Genomic DNA, 19,153 nt, shown 5'->3' on the forward strand with positions numbered 1-19,153 from the left:
AGTCATTAGCGAGTATCCTCCCACATCCAGATCGCTGTAAGAATGCACCCCTAACGTTCATCGGTAAACCCAAAAGGTTTTTCCAATGCCTACTGAAGGGGTGTATTTAATTTAAAAGTCCAAAGAAATGTTGTTATGCTGCTCTTTCGCGGTTCCTTTACATGCCCCTCTTGTTTCAGTCAACTCAAGTGTCGTGAAATGGTTAACTAATAGCTATAGTAGCTTATATAATACCAAATCTTACAAAAAACAGGGCAAATATTCATTTATATATGCCGAGATTGTATGATGATATGTAATAACATTTCCAGTTAAAAAAGAGGTCTTCCGTACTCCCTCTGATTGATAATTGTCCACTGGCCAATGTAGACGATTTCCTCCCATAATATATCTCTACTTTATTGCAATAAAGGCGCTCAAGTCGGTTTGAACCGGTCGAGCGCCTTTATTTTTCGCATGTTCTTCCTATTTCACAAAACTAGCAAGAATAATAAAGCTATCAATAAAAGCATGAACGATCATGGGCCCCACTAGATTTTTTGTACGGATCCAGATCAAGCCCATCAACAATCCGGTGATAAACTGCTCTGTCAAAACTGTGGAAAGTGACCAAGTTAGGTTGCCGTGGGTAGCCCAAGAAGTAAGAAAATAGGCATACGGTACATGGTAGAGAGCAAATAGCAGAGAAGCTAAGAATAAACCTTTCACCTCAGACCTTGTGAAACTTGATAATCGAGATTGTAGAATGCCACGAAACATTACTTCTTCCGTAAAGCCAGGAAGGACAAAAGCTATTACTAAACTTAATGGGTAAAAGAGGACTGCTTGACTAGGTTTCTGGAAAACAGTAATCACTTTGGAAAGTTGTTCTTCGCTAAGAGAATAGAAAATAATTGGTAGTAGCAAAAGGCATGTAACTGCAGATAGCGTTATCGTTTTTCCCAATCCCTGACGCGTTAATCCCACAGAACGTAATAGCTCTCGAAACGTTCCACCTTTCTTCCCACGCGCTGATTGAATCAAAATAAGCGGTACGATGACCAATGTTAGCCAGTTTGTTTGTTCATTAATCAGAAGGCGTAAATCATTGTTTCCCAAAATAACACTGTAGATGATCAATATCATCACATACCAGATGAGGCTCACTTTTACTTCTTCATTCAATATCTGTAGGGAAGATGTTTCAAGTTGATAAGATCGTGACCAGACGAGCACCAATATACCGGGTAACATTACACCAACAGCATATATCGGATGAGATATCCAATCATCTGTGAGAATACCTGTTAGAACCAGTGCGGCAATATAAATACATAAAACCAGGAAGGTGAGAGGCTGAACCCAACCAGCTATGCGGTTAGGTATTTGATTTGTCGGGATTTGGGAAGGAGCTTTAGACATAGGTAACACTCTCCTAACGTAGCATTTCAATTGGTTTCGCTGCCATAGACTGCATAGATGCCAATAAGGAAACAAGCAAGGTGACAAGCATCGATAAGCCAATGCCCTTAACGACCCAATAAACATTCATTGACATGAGCGATACATGGAAAACAGAGAGCAGAATGACGAGTGAAAAAAGCAACGCCAAACCAGATGCTACGACACCTGCTACAAAAGAGAGAATTGCTTTTTCAGTCAAAATAAATGAAATCAGATTTTTTGTAGGGATACCCACTGCTTTCATAATGGCAACATCTCGTTTCTGTTGTAAAAGAGAGATCACCACTTGATTTCCAATCATTAATCCAGAAGTTAAAAATGCAAGTAAAGAGACGATAGAAAAGAAGTTGCTAAATGTATCTACGACATTTTGTAAACTCTCTGTCACGGTTTGCTTGATGGAGTATGCCATTGCAGATTTAGGCAGCTTTTGGTTGAGCACATCCAAGGTTTCCTGTATTTTACCTGCATTTACGTCTACATAGTAAGAAACACGTGTTGGTTGACCATACTTCAGCATGGTTTGCTCAGGAAGACGTATCTCTGCTGTCTTAAATAAATTTGATTCAAAAAAACCAATGACTGTTACATTCACCGTATTATTGTCCAAGTTAACTTTAAGAGTATCGCCTTCTTTGACACCCAATTCTGTTTGGAAATCTTGAATTAACAAAGCGTGTAGAGCACCGTTGTCTGCCAGCGTAAAGTCACGACCAGAGGAGATTTTATATGAGTGGCTTTTTTCATCTAAGTCCACAGCTTCTGTAGTAACTTTCATATTTTCGAACACTTTACTGGTTCGCCCTAGACTTTTTAGTTTCTCAATCGCACTTTGATCGTTAATCCGTATCAACTGTGTTCCTTGGTTATATCCTTTCTTATATGAGCTGATTCCGTCAGTTTTACCCAGTAAATAATCAACTTCTTTTACGTCACTAGTGGAGGAAGTGACCAACACATTTCCTTTGGATTGGACTTCCATTTGCATTTGAATCACTTTGATAAGATTATCTGCAAACACATGACTTAGAACGACAGATAGCACACCAACAGTCAATGTTACTGATAATAGACCATTCCTTTTGTATGCCATCGCTAAGTTATGTAAAGCTAAATAGATCGGTTGAGAGAAAAATGATTTTCCTCTCCCCAAAAGCCGAAAGAATAATCCAAAGATCCAAGAAGTCACATTGATTAGTCCAATCATCAAAAGTAAGATCACCATGGATGTTAATGAAGCAAGAAGCAAATTAGATATTTGAAAAGAACCAACTGAATCAAACATGACATCCTGCAAATAGAAACCAACCACTACGCTTGCAAATAAAAGGATCTGTAGCTTTTTTAAAAAAGGTAATTTTCCCTCACCTACAGGCTCTGTTCCGCGAAGTAACTGTAAAGGAGACATATGTGATACGCTACGTAACGGTATCCAAGCTGCAATAATAGTTACTAAGATACCTACTGGTAAAGTGGAGAAGATCGCTTGCCAACTAAATTCCCAATGAAGAGGTAAGACAAGGACAGCACCCATATAGGAAGAAAACCACACACTAGCAATTTCTCCAACCAGAATTCCACCAATTGTTCCAAATAGCCCGATTAAAAATGCCTCAACAGCAAAACTGTACATGATGAAGCTGTTTTTGAGACCAATGGCTTTCATCACAGCTACTTCTCTGATACGAGTAAACATCATGATTGTCATTGTATTAAACGTAGTCATACCAGCTATAGCAAGTGTTATAAGACTGAACACACGTAAAAATAGTAACAAAGAGCGGACATCAATTAGCATCTTTTTCTCTTTGTCGGCTGAATCCAATACATTACTTCCTTCAATGGTAGTCGTTACGTATTTCCGTATCTGATCGATTTCATCTTTGTTCGTAAGAGTGACCCAAGCTTCATTTGTGATACCTGGTACTAAGTTTTGCGATTGTATCAACTGATTGTAACCCATATAAATCATGCCAAAAATCATAGAATCTCCATATGATTCCTGGACATTTTCTACCAATCGACGAATTTGAAAAGTTATAAGCTCGCCCTTTTTATTCGGAAGTGATATGTTATCTCCTTCTTGCACGTGTAAGCGATTGGCAAGATTTTTTGTAATCAAGACTTCGTTTTCGCGTAACGAGCGGACATCTGGAAACATATCTTCTCCATAGAGAGGATACTGTTTGGGATCAATCCCTTTTACAAAAGCATTCGTTATTTTGTGGTCTGATTTGACCATCGTATTGGTGACATACCCAATCGTCATGTTTTCTCTTGCATGATCAGGTATCGCTTTTTCCAAATCTGTCAGAGTTGTAGGTTTCATATAAGCTTGAACAGCGATATCTCCTCCTAAGACTTTCTTGGAGGATTCATGTACTGCCTGTGGTACAAGCTCAGAAAGCATAAACATACAGAAAAAACTCGCTACTCCTATGGCTATACTTGTCATCGTAAAAAAAGTTCTTAACTTATTTCGAAATAAACTCCGAACAGAAGATAGCCACAACATGGAAATTTCACAACCTTCACTTAATTTTCTTGGATTTGCCCATCTAAAATGTGTAGTACACGATCTGAAATTTCAGCAACGTTTGGATCATGTGTTGCTACGATAAATGTTGTCCCTACCTTTTCTCGGAGGCCACATATAAGATTAAGAATGAGTTTGCCTGTCTTCGAATCAAGGTTTCCGGTTGGCTCATCGGCGATGATGATGGATGGTTGATTGGCAAGAGCTCTGGCAATAGCCACTCTTTGTTGTTGTCCGCCCGACAGTTGACTAGGCAGATGATCACAACGTTCTTTCATCCCTACCATTTCTAGCAGTTCAAGCGTTTTTTGTTCCATTTCGGAATTACTTTTTCCTTTTGCAGACATCAAGGAAAGCATTACATTTTCTTTGGCAGTCATGGTGGAGATCAAATTGTAAGCCTGAAAAATAAAGCCAATCTTTTTTGCGCGATACTTTGTAAGTTGGCTCTCGTTCAAACCAGTAACCTCATCACCATCAATTCTTAATTGACCAGAAGTTGGTGTATCTAAGGTTCCTAAAATACCAAGCAAAGTAGACTTTCCACTTCCGCTTGGCCCCATAATGCTGACAATCTCACCTTGATGAATGTCTGTGGTGATCCCCTTTAAAACTTGTAAGGTACCTGACTCTATCTGATACTCTTTTCGGATATTTCTTACTTTAACAATTGCTTGAGACAAAGGTTAACCCTCCTTCATCATTTGTTTTATCTGTTTTTTCTTTTGTATTAGGCGATAACTCATGTTTAACGCCAATTGTAAGAGGATTACCAACGCAAGTATCCATAATCCTTTGGTATTTTCCAAAGTCAACGGGCGTACTGCTAGTAAAGTATGGATTATCGAATACAAAATATATGAGATCACTGCTACTGCCATAAGAACATAGAGTGAAAAGTAGAGAAGTAGGACAGAGCGAAGTTTTTTCTCCATCATTCTTATGCTCTTGTGAAAAGCATTCCTCGACTCTTGATGACGAAGTAAATATCCCTTTATTCCAGTTTTAAGTAAGGTAAAGGCCCTTGTATGAACATTATAAATACCGATCGCGTCATTCAATGCCCAAAATCCGTCATAACGTAGGATTGGGTTTAGATTTAAAACGACAGAATATAATATTAACTGGCTTGCAATCAGTATGTCTCGATCTGCTGTTAAATTGTACCAGATTGCAAGACCAGATACCATGAGTAATTGGAAATATACTCCTGCAAAATCTATTACAACCCTCTGCTTACGGGGTAATTTCCACGCTTCACTAAGATCTACAAACATCACGGGCACCAACATATACAAACCTATCCCTATATCACGCGGACGAATACTATATCGGTATGCTGCCACCACATGTCCAAACTCATGGAATAAAATAGATAGGAGAAGAAGAATAAGTGACATTCCAACTCCACTAAAAGTTCCAAATAACCCCGTCATGTCTGCCGTTTGTACTTGGTAAAAATTCAAAAGCAAACAAAATCCTATCCCAAAGAGCGTGAGGATTGACCAAGGTTTTCGAAACAACCAATGAAAAGGCTTTGCTATTTTTTCAAAACGCTCTCCTGTCATAAGCGGTGTTCGAAATAAAATAGCTGAGTTATGTTCAGACTTTTTGGCATAACCAACGAGTACACCGTGAGGAAGTAATAATTTCTCAACAAAATAGCATAACTCTTCTATTTCGATATGTAGATCATATTTCTGTTTTAACTGCTTTTTCATCTCTTCGTATGATAGATTTCCATTCATACAGGAGAATATGTTGAGTAATCTCTCCGTAACTTTTAATTGAAGCCCTGTTTCAAAAGAAACAATATAATGACTACCCTTGTCCCAGATATCCATGGGGCTGACCGTATATGGCAACAAATGGGGATTACTAATCGTCCTATTCACATTTTCACCCCTAAGCAGGATAGAAACTCCGCGTGATAGCGGAGTTTCTTCATTGAATAATAAGTCGAATTAGTATTAGGAAAAGGAAATTTTAATGCAGCAAGTCCAAGGTTGGAAACAACAAGAACCTGCATTGATAATAGACATTTCATCGCGATTTTCTAAAACTTCCATTTCGTCTGCTAATTCAGTCCAAAGCTTCGCATTTTCATTAACAGAATGAATTTTGAATGACATATTTCTCACCTCCTTTCACTGAAGATTCTCTTCACACGAATGGGGTTTGAAGTTTATTTATTTTGCACCTGTAAAAAGACATCTTCATTCTGCTCCACATAGGTTGAAATGGTTGGATGAGAGTAGTTACAGTACGGCTCAGTTATAGACCCGTTCCGCATCAAATTGGAGTAGGCACATCCGCCACCACAGAACAGAGAAACACTACACGTGCCGCATTGTTCCGAATCTGTTATATCCTTATCCCACATGTTATGTTTGGCGGGATTAATCACAAACTCTGGGAAAAATGTCCCAACGGCAAGCTCCGGACGTCCTACGGATTCTGGACAGGCATAAATCGCTCCTTCTGCACCGAAGGCATAGAAACGATGTTCTCTTGCACTACATTCTTTAAAAATTGGAAGTGTGTTAGGTGTAGAGGTACAACTATCGCAAGGGTTATTCATAACCCAGTCTTTGGAGGTAATGGCCTGACGAATTCTCGAAGTCCTCATACTCAAATCTGTACCAAGCTGGACGCTGTACTTGTCCATAAACTCTTCCAAATTGCCAAACTTCTCATAAAGAGCCACTAGTAGTTTATGTTCAGGTAAGTGGTTAGGTAGATTGTCTCCATAGTGGTCAGTAACGGGGGAGATTTGCCAGAAAAATAGTGGGTGCCCGTTCCAGCCTTTTTGCTCAACATAAGAGACTAACTCTTCTAGATGATCAACATTATCCTTGTTGATATTTGTGCGCAATGCGATTCGAAACCCGCGCTCTAATGCCATATCAATGTTGCGAACTATTCTATCAAACGTTCCTTGCCCGCCAGCTGTAATCCTTCTCTGATCATGAATCGACTTAGGACCATCTACAGAGATTTGGAAATAATCCCATTTTTCTTTATACTGTTCAAAGAAATCGAGATAGTCATGTAGAAAAGTCCCGTTAGTAATGGCATATACTCTAAAACCATACTCATCGACAGCTCTTCTTACAACTTCCCTCACTGTTTCGCGAGTTGTAGGCAACAGAGGTTCTCCTCCGTAGAGCATCATTCGATGTGTGGCATTTTGATAACGACCTTTTTCTTTTTCCATTGCGAGGATTCCGTCAACTGCCTTAAACATTTTGTCTATTTCTGTCATTGTGAGTGCATGTGGTTTTTCGTGGATCTCATGCCCTTGATAGCAGTACGGGCATCGCAAGTTACACATATAAGTCGTACATACATTAAAAGTAATCCCTGCAACAGATGTATTTTGTAACCGATAAACGTGGTCTCGTATTTCAAGTAACTTTGCCCACTCAGATTCACGACTTTCGTAAATATACCCTCTTTTTTCAAGGAATTGATAGAGAGGTTCATAATCTTCATTTCGTGGAGGTACATCACCTTTTCGAATACGGTCTAGAACTTGTTTCACTTCTACACCAATTGTATCAATCGCTCCACTCAAGGAGTTAATAAGAACATATTCACCATTCGATAGTTTATAGAATGAGTTATATGTGCTAGATATCATTTGGATATACCCCCTTGAGCAACAAGATCGTTGCGAATGGTATCCAGATATTCAAACACTTTGCTATCCGCATGTGTACAATGGGGTTGCTCAAGGTTTCCAAAAGTAACTAACGCCTCAGCTGCACAGCCTCCACCACAGATTGGTGCAGAGGAGCAACTTTTACATTGGGAAATTGTGAATGAGTTGAATTCATTCCACTTGCGCCACTTCCGATCATTTAGATTCATTTGTGGAAAGTAATCCCCTATTTTGAATTCTGGTCGACCGACAAGATCAGGACAAGCATAGATGTGACTATCTGGGCCAAAAGCAATTTGTTTTCCCTGCACAGACTCGCAGAATACCGTCTTTGGAAAAAATGGTTGTGCGTGCCCCTTCAACTCAGGGTCTAATTGAATCAATGGCTGCATAAAACGCCACATGTCAGGCCCGATCATAAGCTTTTTCGATGCAACAAGCTCATCAAAGTCAGGAATATCGCGGCGAAGTAGCTTAATAATTTCTACTCCCTGCATTAGGTTTTCTCCTGTACTCTGACAGGTATGGTCGGTGATAGGGGCAAAATGTATTCCAAAAGTCTCATAGTCAAGATACTTATTTTCTCTAAAATACTCCACAAGTTCGCTTACTCGTGAAATATTAGAACGATCAATATTAATTCGGACTACAATACGCAGTTCTTTTGCGAGAGATTCTCCAATCGCACGGACAATTTGTTGAAATGTTCCTTGCCCTCCAGCCAAAATACGGCGTTGGTTATGAATGTCCTCAGGCCCATCAATAGTTACTGCTACACTGATTCGATCCCCATAACTTGCTAAAGTATCGGCAAATAAAGCAAGATGGAAACCATTCGTATTACAGCCAATACGGAAATCCCATTCTACAGCTTTGTCGCAGATTTTTTTGATAATATTCTGTGTCAAAGGGAGAAGTGGCTCTCCGCCAAACAAGTGAAGGTGTCCTTTCATAAGACCACTTTCTTGATGAAAATGTTGAATCGCATACCATACGCCTTCCAATTGCTCATCTGACATAATCGAAACTTTCTCATGGATAGCATGGTCTTCAAAGCAGTACGGACATCGGAAATTACAGGTATATGTAGGACAGATAATGTATTGCATGACATCTAGATTTGTTGCAAACTTCATAGCCTGCTTTAATCGTTTCTCTTCTTCTTCTTTAGACGAAAAAATATATCCTCTTTGTTTGAGATGATGAATGAATTCATGCTCTTCACCTGATAACTCACTGCATTCAACGGATTCCAACTTATCAAATAATCCAATCATTTCTTCCGAGAAGTAGTCAACCGAGCCTGTTAAGGTATTGATAACTAGTGTTTCTTCTTCTAGTTCATAACGTAAATAATACCTGCTCTTTATCAAGAAAAACCATCTCCTCTCATTCTCACCTAATTTTTCATTTATGTATTCCTTTTGAAAGGATGGAAGAGATTTCTCCAACCTGTCAAAACAACATACTAGACATATCTGAATCAAGAGAGGCTACATTTTATTATAATAATTACTAAATAATTGTATTTATAAATATATATTAACAAAAATACCATATGTTGTAAATTCATTTCTTCATTTTCAAATTAATATAATCGTTTTTAAAAATGGATATTGTAGCAATAGAGCCAATAGTTGTTTAAACGTCTTAGGTATTCTGGTGTACTACAGTTGTGGAAGGAATTTCATCCACAATATGATACGCGATCTACAGCAAATGCCAAATTCCAATGGCTTTTACGGTTGATGTTAAAAATAGCCCTCTGACGGAAAAAGTAAACCGTCGAAGGGCTATTTTGGTTTTTACGTTTATGATAGTTTTCACGTCATACCCGGTTATTGTGGATACATCTGCACTCTTCAGAGCATGTTTTTCGCCTTGGGGAGATTCTCTATTGCAGGAATCTTTTCCACAACGTTCGCATGCATCTGTACTGCCATGTTTCCGGATTAAGTTACCGAAAAAAATATATGCTAAATCCCCAGATATAGTAAAAGAAAAACGTACAGAGGAAAAATGGATCATTAAGATAGAAAGATAGAAGCACTCGCTCGTTTTTTATATCTTTATATTTTTCGCCAATATTGACGTGTTCCTTCCTCACGTACGATGTATCCGAGCTTTGCAAGTTCACGCCGAAGGTCTTTTATATCTGCCTCTTCTTTCTCTTGCAGTGCAATCTCTCGGGCCTTCATTAAAGCATTAGCAGCTGGTGATATATCTGGAATATCCTGCACCCAGCGTCGATACTCATCTTTAAATGGGTCTCCTTCTGATGACCAGGGATAACCATGCTTCTTGAAAGCATTGCTCACTTGTATAGCTGATTGATCATTTTTCTCCCGTACAAGTTCAAATCCTGATTTCCCGAGGATCACAAGCTGTTTTCCATCAAGGAACACCATATCAATATCTTTTAATGCTATCGTATGCGTATTCTCATCCTTTTCCAATTGTACTTCTTGATCGGTAATCGTTATGATAAGACTTTCTTTAACGGCTATATAAGCAAGCACTAGACCAGCTAGTAAGCCCAAAACTGCCATAATAATAGCTACCCACGGTCCCTGTAGTGAATTGATGAGTTTTAGAGGTCCTTGAAATGGGATCCAAGGAAGTGTTACAGCCCATGCTGCTATTCGTGGAAGAAAAAAACCAAGGATAGTTCCTACTATTCCGAATCCTCCGTACAGAATGATTCCCGTTATTTTGGAATATCCTACGACTGTTTTTGGTTGATGTAATGATAATTTAGATGGTGTCATCTATTTTCACCTTCTTGTTTATGATCGATTGGATTCCATTTTTTACGTTTCTACATGACTTTAGAAGCAAATGAATAATCCATTAAAAGGTATGATATCATTCAATCATACCTTTTGTTGCTTTACCAACAATATCTATGAGTTCATTAGTATATGTTTCTAGATCAACCTTTTTGGTTATAGCAGCATTTCCCATATACTCTCCAATAGCCCCTTGGATCGTGTTAGCCATGACATCTACATGAAACGCTCCAAATTCCCCTTTTTCCTGACCATCTCGTAATATTTGTTGAAGCTCATACATGATTTGATCTTCATCATCATCACCTAATTTGTAGTAGGGAATGTTATCAGGCGTTCTGGCATTAAAGATAATTTCTAATAGAGCCGAATTACGCGTAGGATGTGAACCTTGATAAGCTAAGCTTGCTCCTATAAATGTATCCAATTTTCTCTTAGGTGTATCTTCCTTCCTTACTTTCTCCAAAATATATGAAGTAGAGCTATCTAAAAGTTTCGTTAGCAAATGATTCATCAAATCATTTTTATCTGAGAAATGATAAGAGATTAACGCCGTACTTATACCTGCCCTTTGTGCAATCTGGGAAAGGCTAGCTTTTACATATCCGATTTCATCAAGAGTTTTGATCGCTGCTTCAATAATTTGTTCGCGTCTTGCTTCAGCGATGAAAGATTGTTTCTCTTCTCCACTGTTGTTGCTCATATAAAAGCACTCCTTCCACCTTTGATTGAACGTTTAATTTTTAATTTGAACGATCAATCAAATTTTAGCGCAAAAAAATATTGTGGTCAATACACTACACATAGCTTCCCATGTTTTCACCTTCTTTCCGAAAGCATGCTACATTCTATGTAAAGAAGAATGAAGACGATATGGACAACCTCGAATAAATTTCAACGAATTTATTAATATGGCGCCAATTAAAAAACCGAAAAGGCTTATCTTTTCAACATAAGTGCAGTCTCTTTATTTACACCGTAATATATCTCATCTGGTATTCTCCTCCTCAATTCTATGCAGATCCATCATGAACTTCGTCCTGATCGTTCACTTTCTCATCTCCTTCAACATTACCATAATTTCCTCTATCACAATTTCTGGTTCATCATGATGAATATAATGACCGCTATAACTAGCAATCCGGTGCTTACTAGACGTTGACAGCCGCTGGAAATCGACTTGCAGCCTTTGCTCCATTTCTAGTATTTCCTGACATGGCCACTCCCCGTCATCCATATCCGGTAATCCTCTCGTAATAATTGAAAGAGGAATGTTACTTTGTCGACAATGATCAACGATTTGCTTATAGCTCTGTGCCTTATCAATCTTCTCACTATTTAGCATAGGATTATCGAAATATTCCCTATTCTCTGCAACTAACTTTTCTGGCAACACTTTTTCATACTCCAGCTCTTTATATTCGGGCGCAGAGTCAACCAGAACCATGCCAGAAATGAGCCGTGGATAAAGACTTGCATACAGTCTGGCGATTAAACCACCAAAAGAATGTCCCACTAAGATATTCTATCGGCATCACTTTCAACACCTGATATTGACTAGCAACCGGTCCGTACAACTTCTGTATATGCTCCATAGCCTTTTTCTTGGCTTGTTCTATTGGGATATGTTTTCCCGGCTCTGTGACTCTAGGAATACTCTCAAAATCAAATGATAAAGAAGTTATTTCTCCCGTTTTATCCTTGTAAACAATCTGTATGCTATCTTTTTTAACAGTTGGATTCCTCAAAAACATTTCAGTGGTAAGTGGATCATTTTTAGTAGCACCATTAGGAACAAACGTTTTTATTTGTGGATAGAGACTCTCTACTTGTTTTATTATCTTGTACGGAAAGGAATCGACTTTTTATTTAGTTGTTACATAAACAAATGAAATTAACGATCAATTTTTATTTTTGTATAACGTACTGAAATAACAATAAATATTTGTGTCTAGATCGTTAACTCCCCTTCATTTGGGAAAATGTTCCTTTTTTCACAAAGAATAAACTATGTTGTAACAAAAAATATTTTTTAGGGAGTTGAGGCAAATGTTTTAAAAATTTGTTGTTGGTGCCCTAGAGTTAGGACTTGCAAGTGGAATGGGCGTGGGTTCCGCCTCTGCGGCTACATTAGATTCTGCACAAGCACAGCCGGTTGTTAAAGCACAAATGAAAACCGGTAATCTTTTTGTAGTGCCAGGTGGACCACCAGTACCTTTGTATTCTATGCGTAATATTTCGTATGTGGTTATATGAGGTAACTCTCATTTCGAGGTTTATAAGAATCCCTATAATCAAACTTGGTACATGAGAGCTGATTCCCAGTTTAACGGTGCTTATGTCAAATTGCTTCTCGATGGAGAAGATGAAGTACTGTATAAAGTTCATAGAAGATAGGCCTTGGAAAGCTCTCCTACATAATGAAGGAGAGCTTCTTTTATGTTCACCCTGTTTAAATGAGGAACTCTCCCACCCTCGTGAAGGAATACATGCAAATATAATCACGCCTCCATCTTTTTTTTCGCTTTCAACCAGCTACATCGTAGTGCATACTTCTTGTTGCCATTTCTGCCGTATAACCGGTAAATTCCTTTTTACGAAAAATGAATGACGGTGTTAATCTATTTGACATTTTGTTGAAAGAGGTGTAAAAAGAATGTAACAGAATGATTTGAGTAAATTCATTGACGAGAAAGAGTAAGCTATTCCCTTGTTCCCCAGAGAGTTGGCCTAGTGCTGAAAGCCAACGTTCAAGACTTAGCCGAAAATCCTCTCCGAGAAGGAGCGCTGAAGATAGTTGAGTAAGCTACCCCGGGATCCCGCCGTTAAAAGGGACGCGTATGATGGTACGTAGTATGAGGTGCCGAGAGATCATTTTTTCATGATTATTTCGGAACAAGGGTGGTATCGCGAGATGAAATCTCGTCCCTTAGGGGGCGGGATTTTTTTGTTTTTCTTGGCATTACCCCAATCGTTATCTAGATAGAGAAAGGATGGAAGACATGAGAAAAGTGGATGTAAAAGAAAAAGCCAGGGATAGAGAATTGCGGGTCTTGAATCAATGGAAACAAGACGATACGTTTCGAAAATCAATTGATAATCGGGTAGGCAAGCCGAACTTTGTATTTTATGAAGGTCCTCCTACAGCCAATGGGCAGCCTCATATCGGTCATGTACTCGGACGCGTCATTAAGGATTTCATCGGCCGTTATAAAACGATGTCTGGGTACAGAGTCGTCCGCAAAGCCGGATGGGACACTCATGGCCTCCCAGTAGAGCTTGGCGTGCAAAAGCAGTTGGGTATATCAGGAAAACAGGAGATTGAAGATTACGGAGTAGCTAAGTTCGTGGAACAGTGCAAAAGTAGTGTGTTCGAATATGAAAAGCAATGGCGCGAACTTACAGAAGGAATTGCCTATTGGACAGATATGGACGACCCTTACGTCACACTAACCAATAATTATATCGAAAGTGTCTGGCACATCTTGTCCGAAATCCATAAAAAAGAACTATTGTATAAAGGTCACCGTGTCAGTCCATATTGTCCTGACTGCCAAACAACGTTAAGTTCACATGAAGTAGCGCAGGGTTATGAAGACGTTAAAGACTTGAGTGCCACTGTGAAATTCAAAAGCAAAAATGGGGATGAAATTTTTCTAGCGTGGACAACAACGCCATGGACACTTCCAGCCAATGTAGCTTTAGCAATCAATAAAGATATCGACTATGCGCGCGTTAAACAAAATGATGAAGTATACGTGGTTGCAAAAAATCTTGTAGAAAAAGTGTTCAAAGATGACTACGAGATCTTGTCTACTCACAAAGGCTCGGAATTCGTAGGAACAGCATATGAGCCACCTTTTGGTTATATCAGTGTGAAAAAAGGGCATATCGTCGTAGATGCTGACTATGTTAGTGATACAAGTGGTACCGGTATCGTTCATACGGCACCTGCTCACGGAGAAGATGATTATCGCACAAGTCGTCAGCACGGATTAGATTTCGTCAATGTAGTAAATCTGGCTGGACGATACACTGATCAAATCACAGATTATACTGATCGCTTCGTCAAAGATTGCGATGTCGATATTGTAAGAGACTTGTCGCATCGAAATCTGTTGTTCTCCAAAGAACGTTATGAGCATAGCTATCCTTTTTGCTGGCGTTGTAAATCTCCTCTTCTCTACTATGCCATGGAAAGCTGGTTCATTAAAACAACAGCGATTAAAGATCAGCTAATCGAAAACAACAGTAAAATCGATTGGTACCCTTCCCATTTACGCGAAGGACGTTTCGGAAAATTCTTAGAAGAGCTCGTCGATTGGAATATCAGCCGAAACCGCTACTGGGGAACTCCGCTTAATATCTGGCTTTGTAAAGATTGCGGGTCCGAGTATGCCCCGGGAAGCTTGAACGAATTACGTGAAAAATCGGTAGAGAAAATTGATGAAATCTTAGAACTGCATAGACCATTTGTGGATGATGTAAAATTACGTTGCTCGTGCGGCGGCACAATGGAAAGAACACCCGAAGTGATTGATGTATGGTTTGACAGCGGCTCGATGCCGTTTGCCCAGTACCACCATCCCTTTGGTGACGAGAAACGATTCCACGAGCAGTATCCTGCTGACATCATCTCCGAAGGTATCGACCAAACGAGAGGCTGGTTCTTCAGCTTGCTTGCGGTATCTACACTTTATAACGGAAAATCCCCATACAAAGCGGTAATTTCAACTGGACACGTGCTGGATGAAAACGGTCAAAAGATGTCCAAGAGCAAAGGAAATGGCATTGACCCCTGGGAAGTCATCGAAGAATTTGGAGCAGATGCATTCCGCTGGGCCCTGCTTTCTGACAGTGCTCCGTGGAGTAGCAAGCGATTTTCAAAACGGATTGTAGCCGATGCGAAGTTTAAAGTGATTGATACGATTCATAACACACATGCTTTTTATTCACTCTATGCGACGATCGATCAATACAAGCCTGAGGACTATCCACAGCAAATGGTTGTAAACCAGTTAGACCATTGGGTCCTTTCGAGGTTGAATTCCACTCTGCAAAACGTCAAAAAAGGACTTGAAACATACGACTTTATGAATCCGGCGAAGCACATTGAAACATTCGTCGACGAATTGAGTAATTGGTATATTCGTCGCTCACGTAATCGTTTTTGGAGCAGCGGGATGACGGACGATAAGGTATCCGCATACCAAACACTACACGAAGTACTTTTAACATTGGCCCGAATGATTGCGCCGTATGCCCCGCTCATTGCTGAGGACATCTATAGTAATCTTGACGGCGAGGGAAGCGTACATCTGACAGATTATCCGAAGGCGAACACAGTAGCTATCGACAAAACACTTGAAAGTGACATGAAAACCGCCCATCAAATCGTTGAGCTTGCTCGGAATATCCGAAATGAAACTGGTGTAAAGACCCGCCAGCCTCTATCTGAGCTTATCGTCTCCATAGATCGTCCGTTTAGCATGAGCAGGTTTGAAAACATCATTAAAGATGAAATAAACGTAAAAGAAATTCGAGTAGAGCAGAGTGATAGCAGCTTCACTACCCATCACTTTAAACTGAATTTAAAAGCTGCCGGAAAAAAATACGGAAAACTCGTCGGACCGATTCAAAATCATTTAAAGCAGCTCTCTACAGCCGAGACAAAACAAGCTGTGGACAGCGGCTTCTTAGATGTCACTCTATTAGACGAAACCCTCCGTATTACACTTGATGAGCTTCTTGTGGAAAAACATGGTAAGCAGGGCTTCGCTTCCGCTTCGGGTTACCAAATCAATGTTGCTTTGAATACGACTATAACGGAAGAACTAGAACAGGAAGGGACTGTACGTGAAGTCATTCGCGTGATTCAAGATTTTCGCAAAAAAATGGATCTACCGATTGATAAACGCGTGATCCTTACGCTTGATGTTGATGCCCAGTTGAAAGAAGCGCTGGAGCGTTTTAATCATGTATTGCAGAACAACATATTACTTTCAGAGGTCAGATATGCTAAAGAAATAGGCATGGAGACAGTTTCAATTGGAGATAAAAACTTCAGATTACTAATTGAGTAACAAGAAATGAGATTTACAACTTGTTATGGAAAATAGTTCAATAATCAAACATTCAAAAACCAGTCTAACGCTTTATTTTCGTGTTTTGGACTGGTTTTTGTTTCATTACAGAAGTACATCAGTAATCTAGAGATCTTGTCGAATCATAATTATAAGAGATTCGTAGCGTACTATTAGATGATCCCTCCAAACAAAATTCACGAGACTGGAAGACCTTTAACGCCCGCCTTATTCAACTACATATCTTACTATTCATCGTACAATTTCTTGTAAAACAAAAAAGATCGCGTTGATTTCGCGATCTTAATCAGATATTACAATGTAATTATTGATTTATTTAGCTACCGAGCCTATTATCGGTTCATAGAAATTCGCCTTATCTTCAGGTTATTACCATTTTTCTGAACAATAATATTGTCACTGTTTAAAAAAGTACTGCTACTTTATTTCTTGGATAATCATCCCAAGAGAGAGTTTTTTATCTAAAAAAACGCCATACTAATTTAGTCCTTCACTACTAGTGTTATATGTTCGTCAAGCATTTAGATCTGTTATGGCTGGTACATGAATCTCTTTGACACAAGAAACTTTTGACAAGCTCACAACACATTTGACTAGAGAGACAATATCTTGAACTGGAATCCGTGTGCCGTTATATTCAGCAATGGCTTTTTCAGCACCAGCCTCATATGGGATTTCCGCCGCTAGTTCACCTGGATTGATGCAAGTAACAGCAATTCCATCTTTCCTAACATGTTCTCGCAAAGCATTTGTTATACCACGTAGCCCGAATTTAGAAGTCACGAAAGATACCTGAGAATTATTTGTATTATCTAACCCAGCAGTTGATCCAATCAAGACTATTTTACCGCTTTCGGACTTTCTTAGATTTGGTAACAAGGCTTGAATATAGGTGATTGTGGATGTTATGTTTATATTAATGATAGTAGAAATATCTTCTGGATCGTCATGTTCGAAGTCATAATGATCTTCAAACCCCTCTTTTTCCCAAACTCCAACATTATATATAAGCGCATCTATTCTTTCATTTTGGAGGTTTTCCGTAATCATGTTTATTTTATTTTGCTGCGATAAATCTACTTCCAGCCATTTTCGCTGAACTCCGTCATTTATGTCTAAACTATTGGGTCTGCTTCTGGAGACAATCCATACCTGATCTCCAGAATTGGGTAAACCTTTGCTAGCTCCAAATATTAGATATTTTTTCATCGAACGAATCCTACCTCCTCTTTTTTGTGACTATTCAAAAATTATAATCCTTTGATTATATAATTCAAGTTGTGTTCGTTCAAGAAGTAGAAAATGATCGAGCTTTTTTATAAAAACTCGTCCATAAAAATAGTAAAATGAACGTCAATACCAATTTTGTTGTCAGTTGTCAGTCCCTTTTCAATATGAAAGGGACTCTTTCTTTTCCTCCATGTATCTTTTCTAAACTTGCGCAAAGCTCATGCCCCATTTAGTATCATTTGTTAGGATTAACATTTAATTTTATAGTGATCCGGAGTACATTCGAACCAAGCGCCCCCCACTGTCAATTTGGCTAAGGGTCTTTTCATTGGTTAATCTAAGTGCATTACCCTCTGTAGTGCGGATTATATATAAAGCATTTTCCTATTAGTGAAAATAATCATTTCTGTTTTTTATTTCCTCTTGAACTAGAGTCTTTTTCGAGATCTTTATACATGAGCAACTCAACAACATCCTTAATAGGATTTATATTCTGATCCAATTGTCATTTCATACTGTTTCCGCTCTTCTCACAAGTAATAATTGTGCGCGAATCGTCCAATCAACATTATTCCGTAACCATATTTATATATAAACCATTGTTTAAAGGAGGAATGTCATTTTGAGTTACCATGGAGTCTGTCGGGAATGCGGACATAGAAAATGCAGATGTCAGAGAAAACGTTGTTCAAGCTGTGGGACTAAAGAATGCAAGTGCAAAGTAAAGAATAAAATTAAAATCAATGTACCTACGGTTACTGGCGCTACTGGTGCTACCGGCGCTACCGGCGCTACTGGTGCTACTGGCGGTGCTGGCGGTGCTGGTGCTACTGGCGCTACTGGCGCTACTGGCGCTACTGGTGCTACCGGCGCTACTGGTGCTACCGGCGCTACTGGTGCTACCGGCGCTACTGGTGCAGGTATTTCAGGTTTCGCAAATATTTATGATACAACAGCGCAAACCTTAGCAGCAAATGCTGCGGTCACTTTTAATACAAATGGAAACATCACGCCAGGTTTTGTTACCCACGTTGCAGGCACTGCCCCCATCACGATAAATCAGCAAGGTACTTACCTCATTACTTATGAGGTATTTCCTCAACAGGGTACTTCCGCATTTGCTTTATTCAATGGCGCAGCACAAATACCGGGCTCAAATTTTGGATCTGGTTCAGGTAACCAAACTTACAGTGGGCAAGTTATCACAACTTTTGCAGCAGGCGATATTCTTACCTTACGTAACATTGATGGGGGTACTACAATACAAAATAGTGTATCAGGTGCAGGTCCTGCAGTTGTAAGTGCCTCAATAGTAATTGAAAAGCTTGCCTAACATACAAAACAATCAGTCACTACTCTGTGAAGGCTGTCGAGAAATCTCGATGGC

Annotated in this window: 13 protein-coding genes, 1 pseudogene and 1 other annotated feature; of the genes and pseudogenes, 3 read left to right on the forward strand and 11 right to left on the reverse strand. The window is 39.3% G+C overall.

The features are described from left to right. Positions 1-465: 465 nt before the first annotated feature. The 10 genes and pseudogenes from BrL25_RS00825 to BrL25_RS00865 form a co-directional block, all read right to left on the reverse strand. Complete coding sequence (locus tag BrL25_RS00825) at positions 466-1,401, reverse strand: CPBP family intramembrane glutamic endopeptidase (protein ID WP_018674138.1); 936 nt, start codon at positions 1,399-1,401, stop codon at positions 466-468. Between the two features lie 13 nt (positions 1,402-1,414). Next, positions 1,415-3,859, reverse strand: a complete 2,445-nt coding sequence (locus tag BrL25_RS00830) for an ABC transporter permease (protein WP_018674139.1) — start codon at positions 3,857-3,859, stop codon at positions 1,415-1,417. A 119-nt stretch (positions 3,860-3,978) separates the two neighbouring features. Then, positions 3,979-4,662, reverse strand: coding sequence for an ABC transporter ATP-binding protein (locus tag BrL25_RS00835; RefSeq protein WP_018674140.1), 684 nt, complete (start codon positions 4,660-4,662; stop codon positions 3,979-3,981). Between the two features lie 3 nt (positions 4,663-4,665). Further along, positions 4,666-5,874 carry a site-2 protease family protein gene (locus BrL25_RS00840; protein ID WP_018674141.1) on the reverse strand — a complete coding sequence of 403 codons (1,209 nt, stop codon included), beginning with the start codon at positions 5,872-5,874 and terminating at the stop codon, positions 4,666-4,668. A gap of 75 nt (positions 5,875-5,949) precedes the next feature. After that, positions 5,950-6,111, reverse strand: a complete 162-nt coding sequence (locus BrL25_RS24590) for a hypothetical protein (protein ID WP_018674142.1) — start codon at positions 6,109-6,111, stop codon at positions 5,950-5,952. A 53-nt stretch (positions 6,112-6,164) separates the two neighbouring features. Further along, complete coding sequence (locus BrL25_RS00845; protein WP_018674143.1) at positions 6,165-7,622, reverse strand: radical SAM/SPASM domain-containing protein; 1,458 nt, start codon at positions 7,620-7,622, stop codon at positions 6,165-6,167. Further along, on the reverse strand, positions 7,619-9,016 hold the full coding sequence (locus BrL25_RS00850) for a radical SAM/SPASM domain-containing protein (protein WP_018674144.1): 1,398 nt from the start codon (positions 9,014-9,016) through the stop codon (positions 7,619-7,621). Before BrL25_RS00850 ends, BrL25_RS00845 begins: the two co-directional genes overlap by 4 nt. Before the next feature lie 696 nt (positions 9,017-9,712). After that, positions 9,713-10,411 carry a YqeB family protein gene (locus BrL25_RS00855; protein ID WP_018674146.1) on the reverse strand — a complete coding sequence of 233 codons (699 nt, stop codon included), beginning with the start codon at positions 10,409-10,411 and terminating at the stop codon, positions 9,713-9,715. 97 nt (positions 10,412-10,508) lie between these two features. Then, complete coding sequence (locus BrL25_RS00860) at positions 10,509-11,135, reverse strand: TetR/AcrR family transcriptional regulator (RefSeq protein WP_018674147.1); 627 nt, start codon at positions 11,133-11,135, stop codon at positions 10,509-10,511. Between the two features lie 345 nt (positions 11,136-11,480). Then, a pseudogene (locus BrL25_RS00865) lies at positions 11,481-11,954 on the reverse strand (alpha/beta fold hydrolase); the annotation flags it as partial. Between the two features lie 584 nt (positions 11,955-12,538). On the opposite strand from BrL25_RS00865, the gene BrL25_RS25405 reads away from it, so the two are divergent. After that, entirely contained in the window at positions 12,539-12,688 is a 150-nt protein-coding gene (locus BrL25_RS25405; protein WP_018674150.1) for a hypothetical protein, read from the forward strand. A 419-nt stretch (positions 12,689-13,107) separates the two neighbouring features. Beyond that, positions 13,108-13,365 (forward strand) — a binding site (T-box leader). A 69-nt stretch (positions 13,366-13,434) separates the two neighbouring features. After that, the gene (ileS, locus tag BrL25_RS00875; RefSeq protein WP_018674151.1) at positions 13,435-16,515 is read left to right on the forward strand and encodes an isoleucine--tRNA ligase; all 3,081 of its coding nucleotides are present in this window, start codon (positions 13,435-13,437) and stop codon (positions 16,513-16,515) included. Between the two features lie 534 nt (positions 16,516-17,049). On the opposite strand, the gene BrL25_RS00880 is transcribed toward ileS, so the two are convergent. Next, the gene (locus tag BrL25_RS00880; RefSeq protein WP_018674152.1) at positions 17,050-17,745 is read right to left on the reverse strand and encodes an SDR family NAD(P)-dependent oxidoreductase; all 696 of its coding nucleotides are present in this window, start codon (positions 17,743-17,745) and stop codon (positions 17,050-17,052) included. Positions 17,746-18,388: 643 nt separating this feature from the next. Between BrL25_RS00880 and BrL25_RS00885 the strand changes: the two genes are divergently transcribed. Beyond that, positions 18,389-19,099 (forward strand): hypothetical protein, encoded by a 711-nt coding sequence (locus BrL25_RS00885; protein WP_018674153.1) that lies wholly within the window; start codon positions 18,389-18,391, stop codon positions 19,097-19,099. Positions 19,100-19,153: the final 54 nt, after the last annotated feature.

Origin of the sequence: Brevibacillus laterosporus DSM 25 (assembly GCF_002706795.1) — a bacterium.
GTDB classification, from domain to species: Bacteria; Bacillota; Bacilli; order Brevibacillales; family Brevibacillaceae; genus Brevibacillus_B; species Brevibacillus_B laterosporus.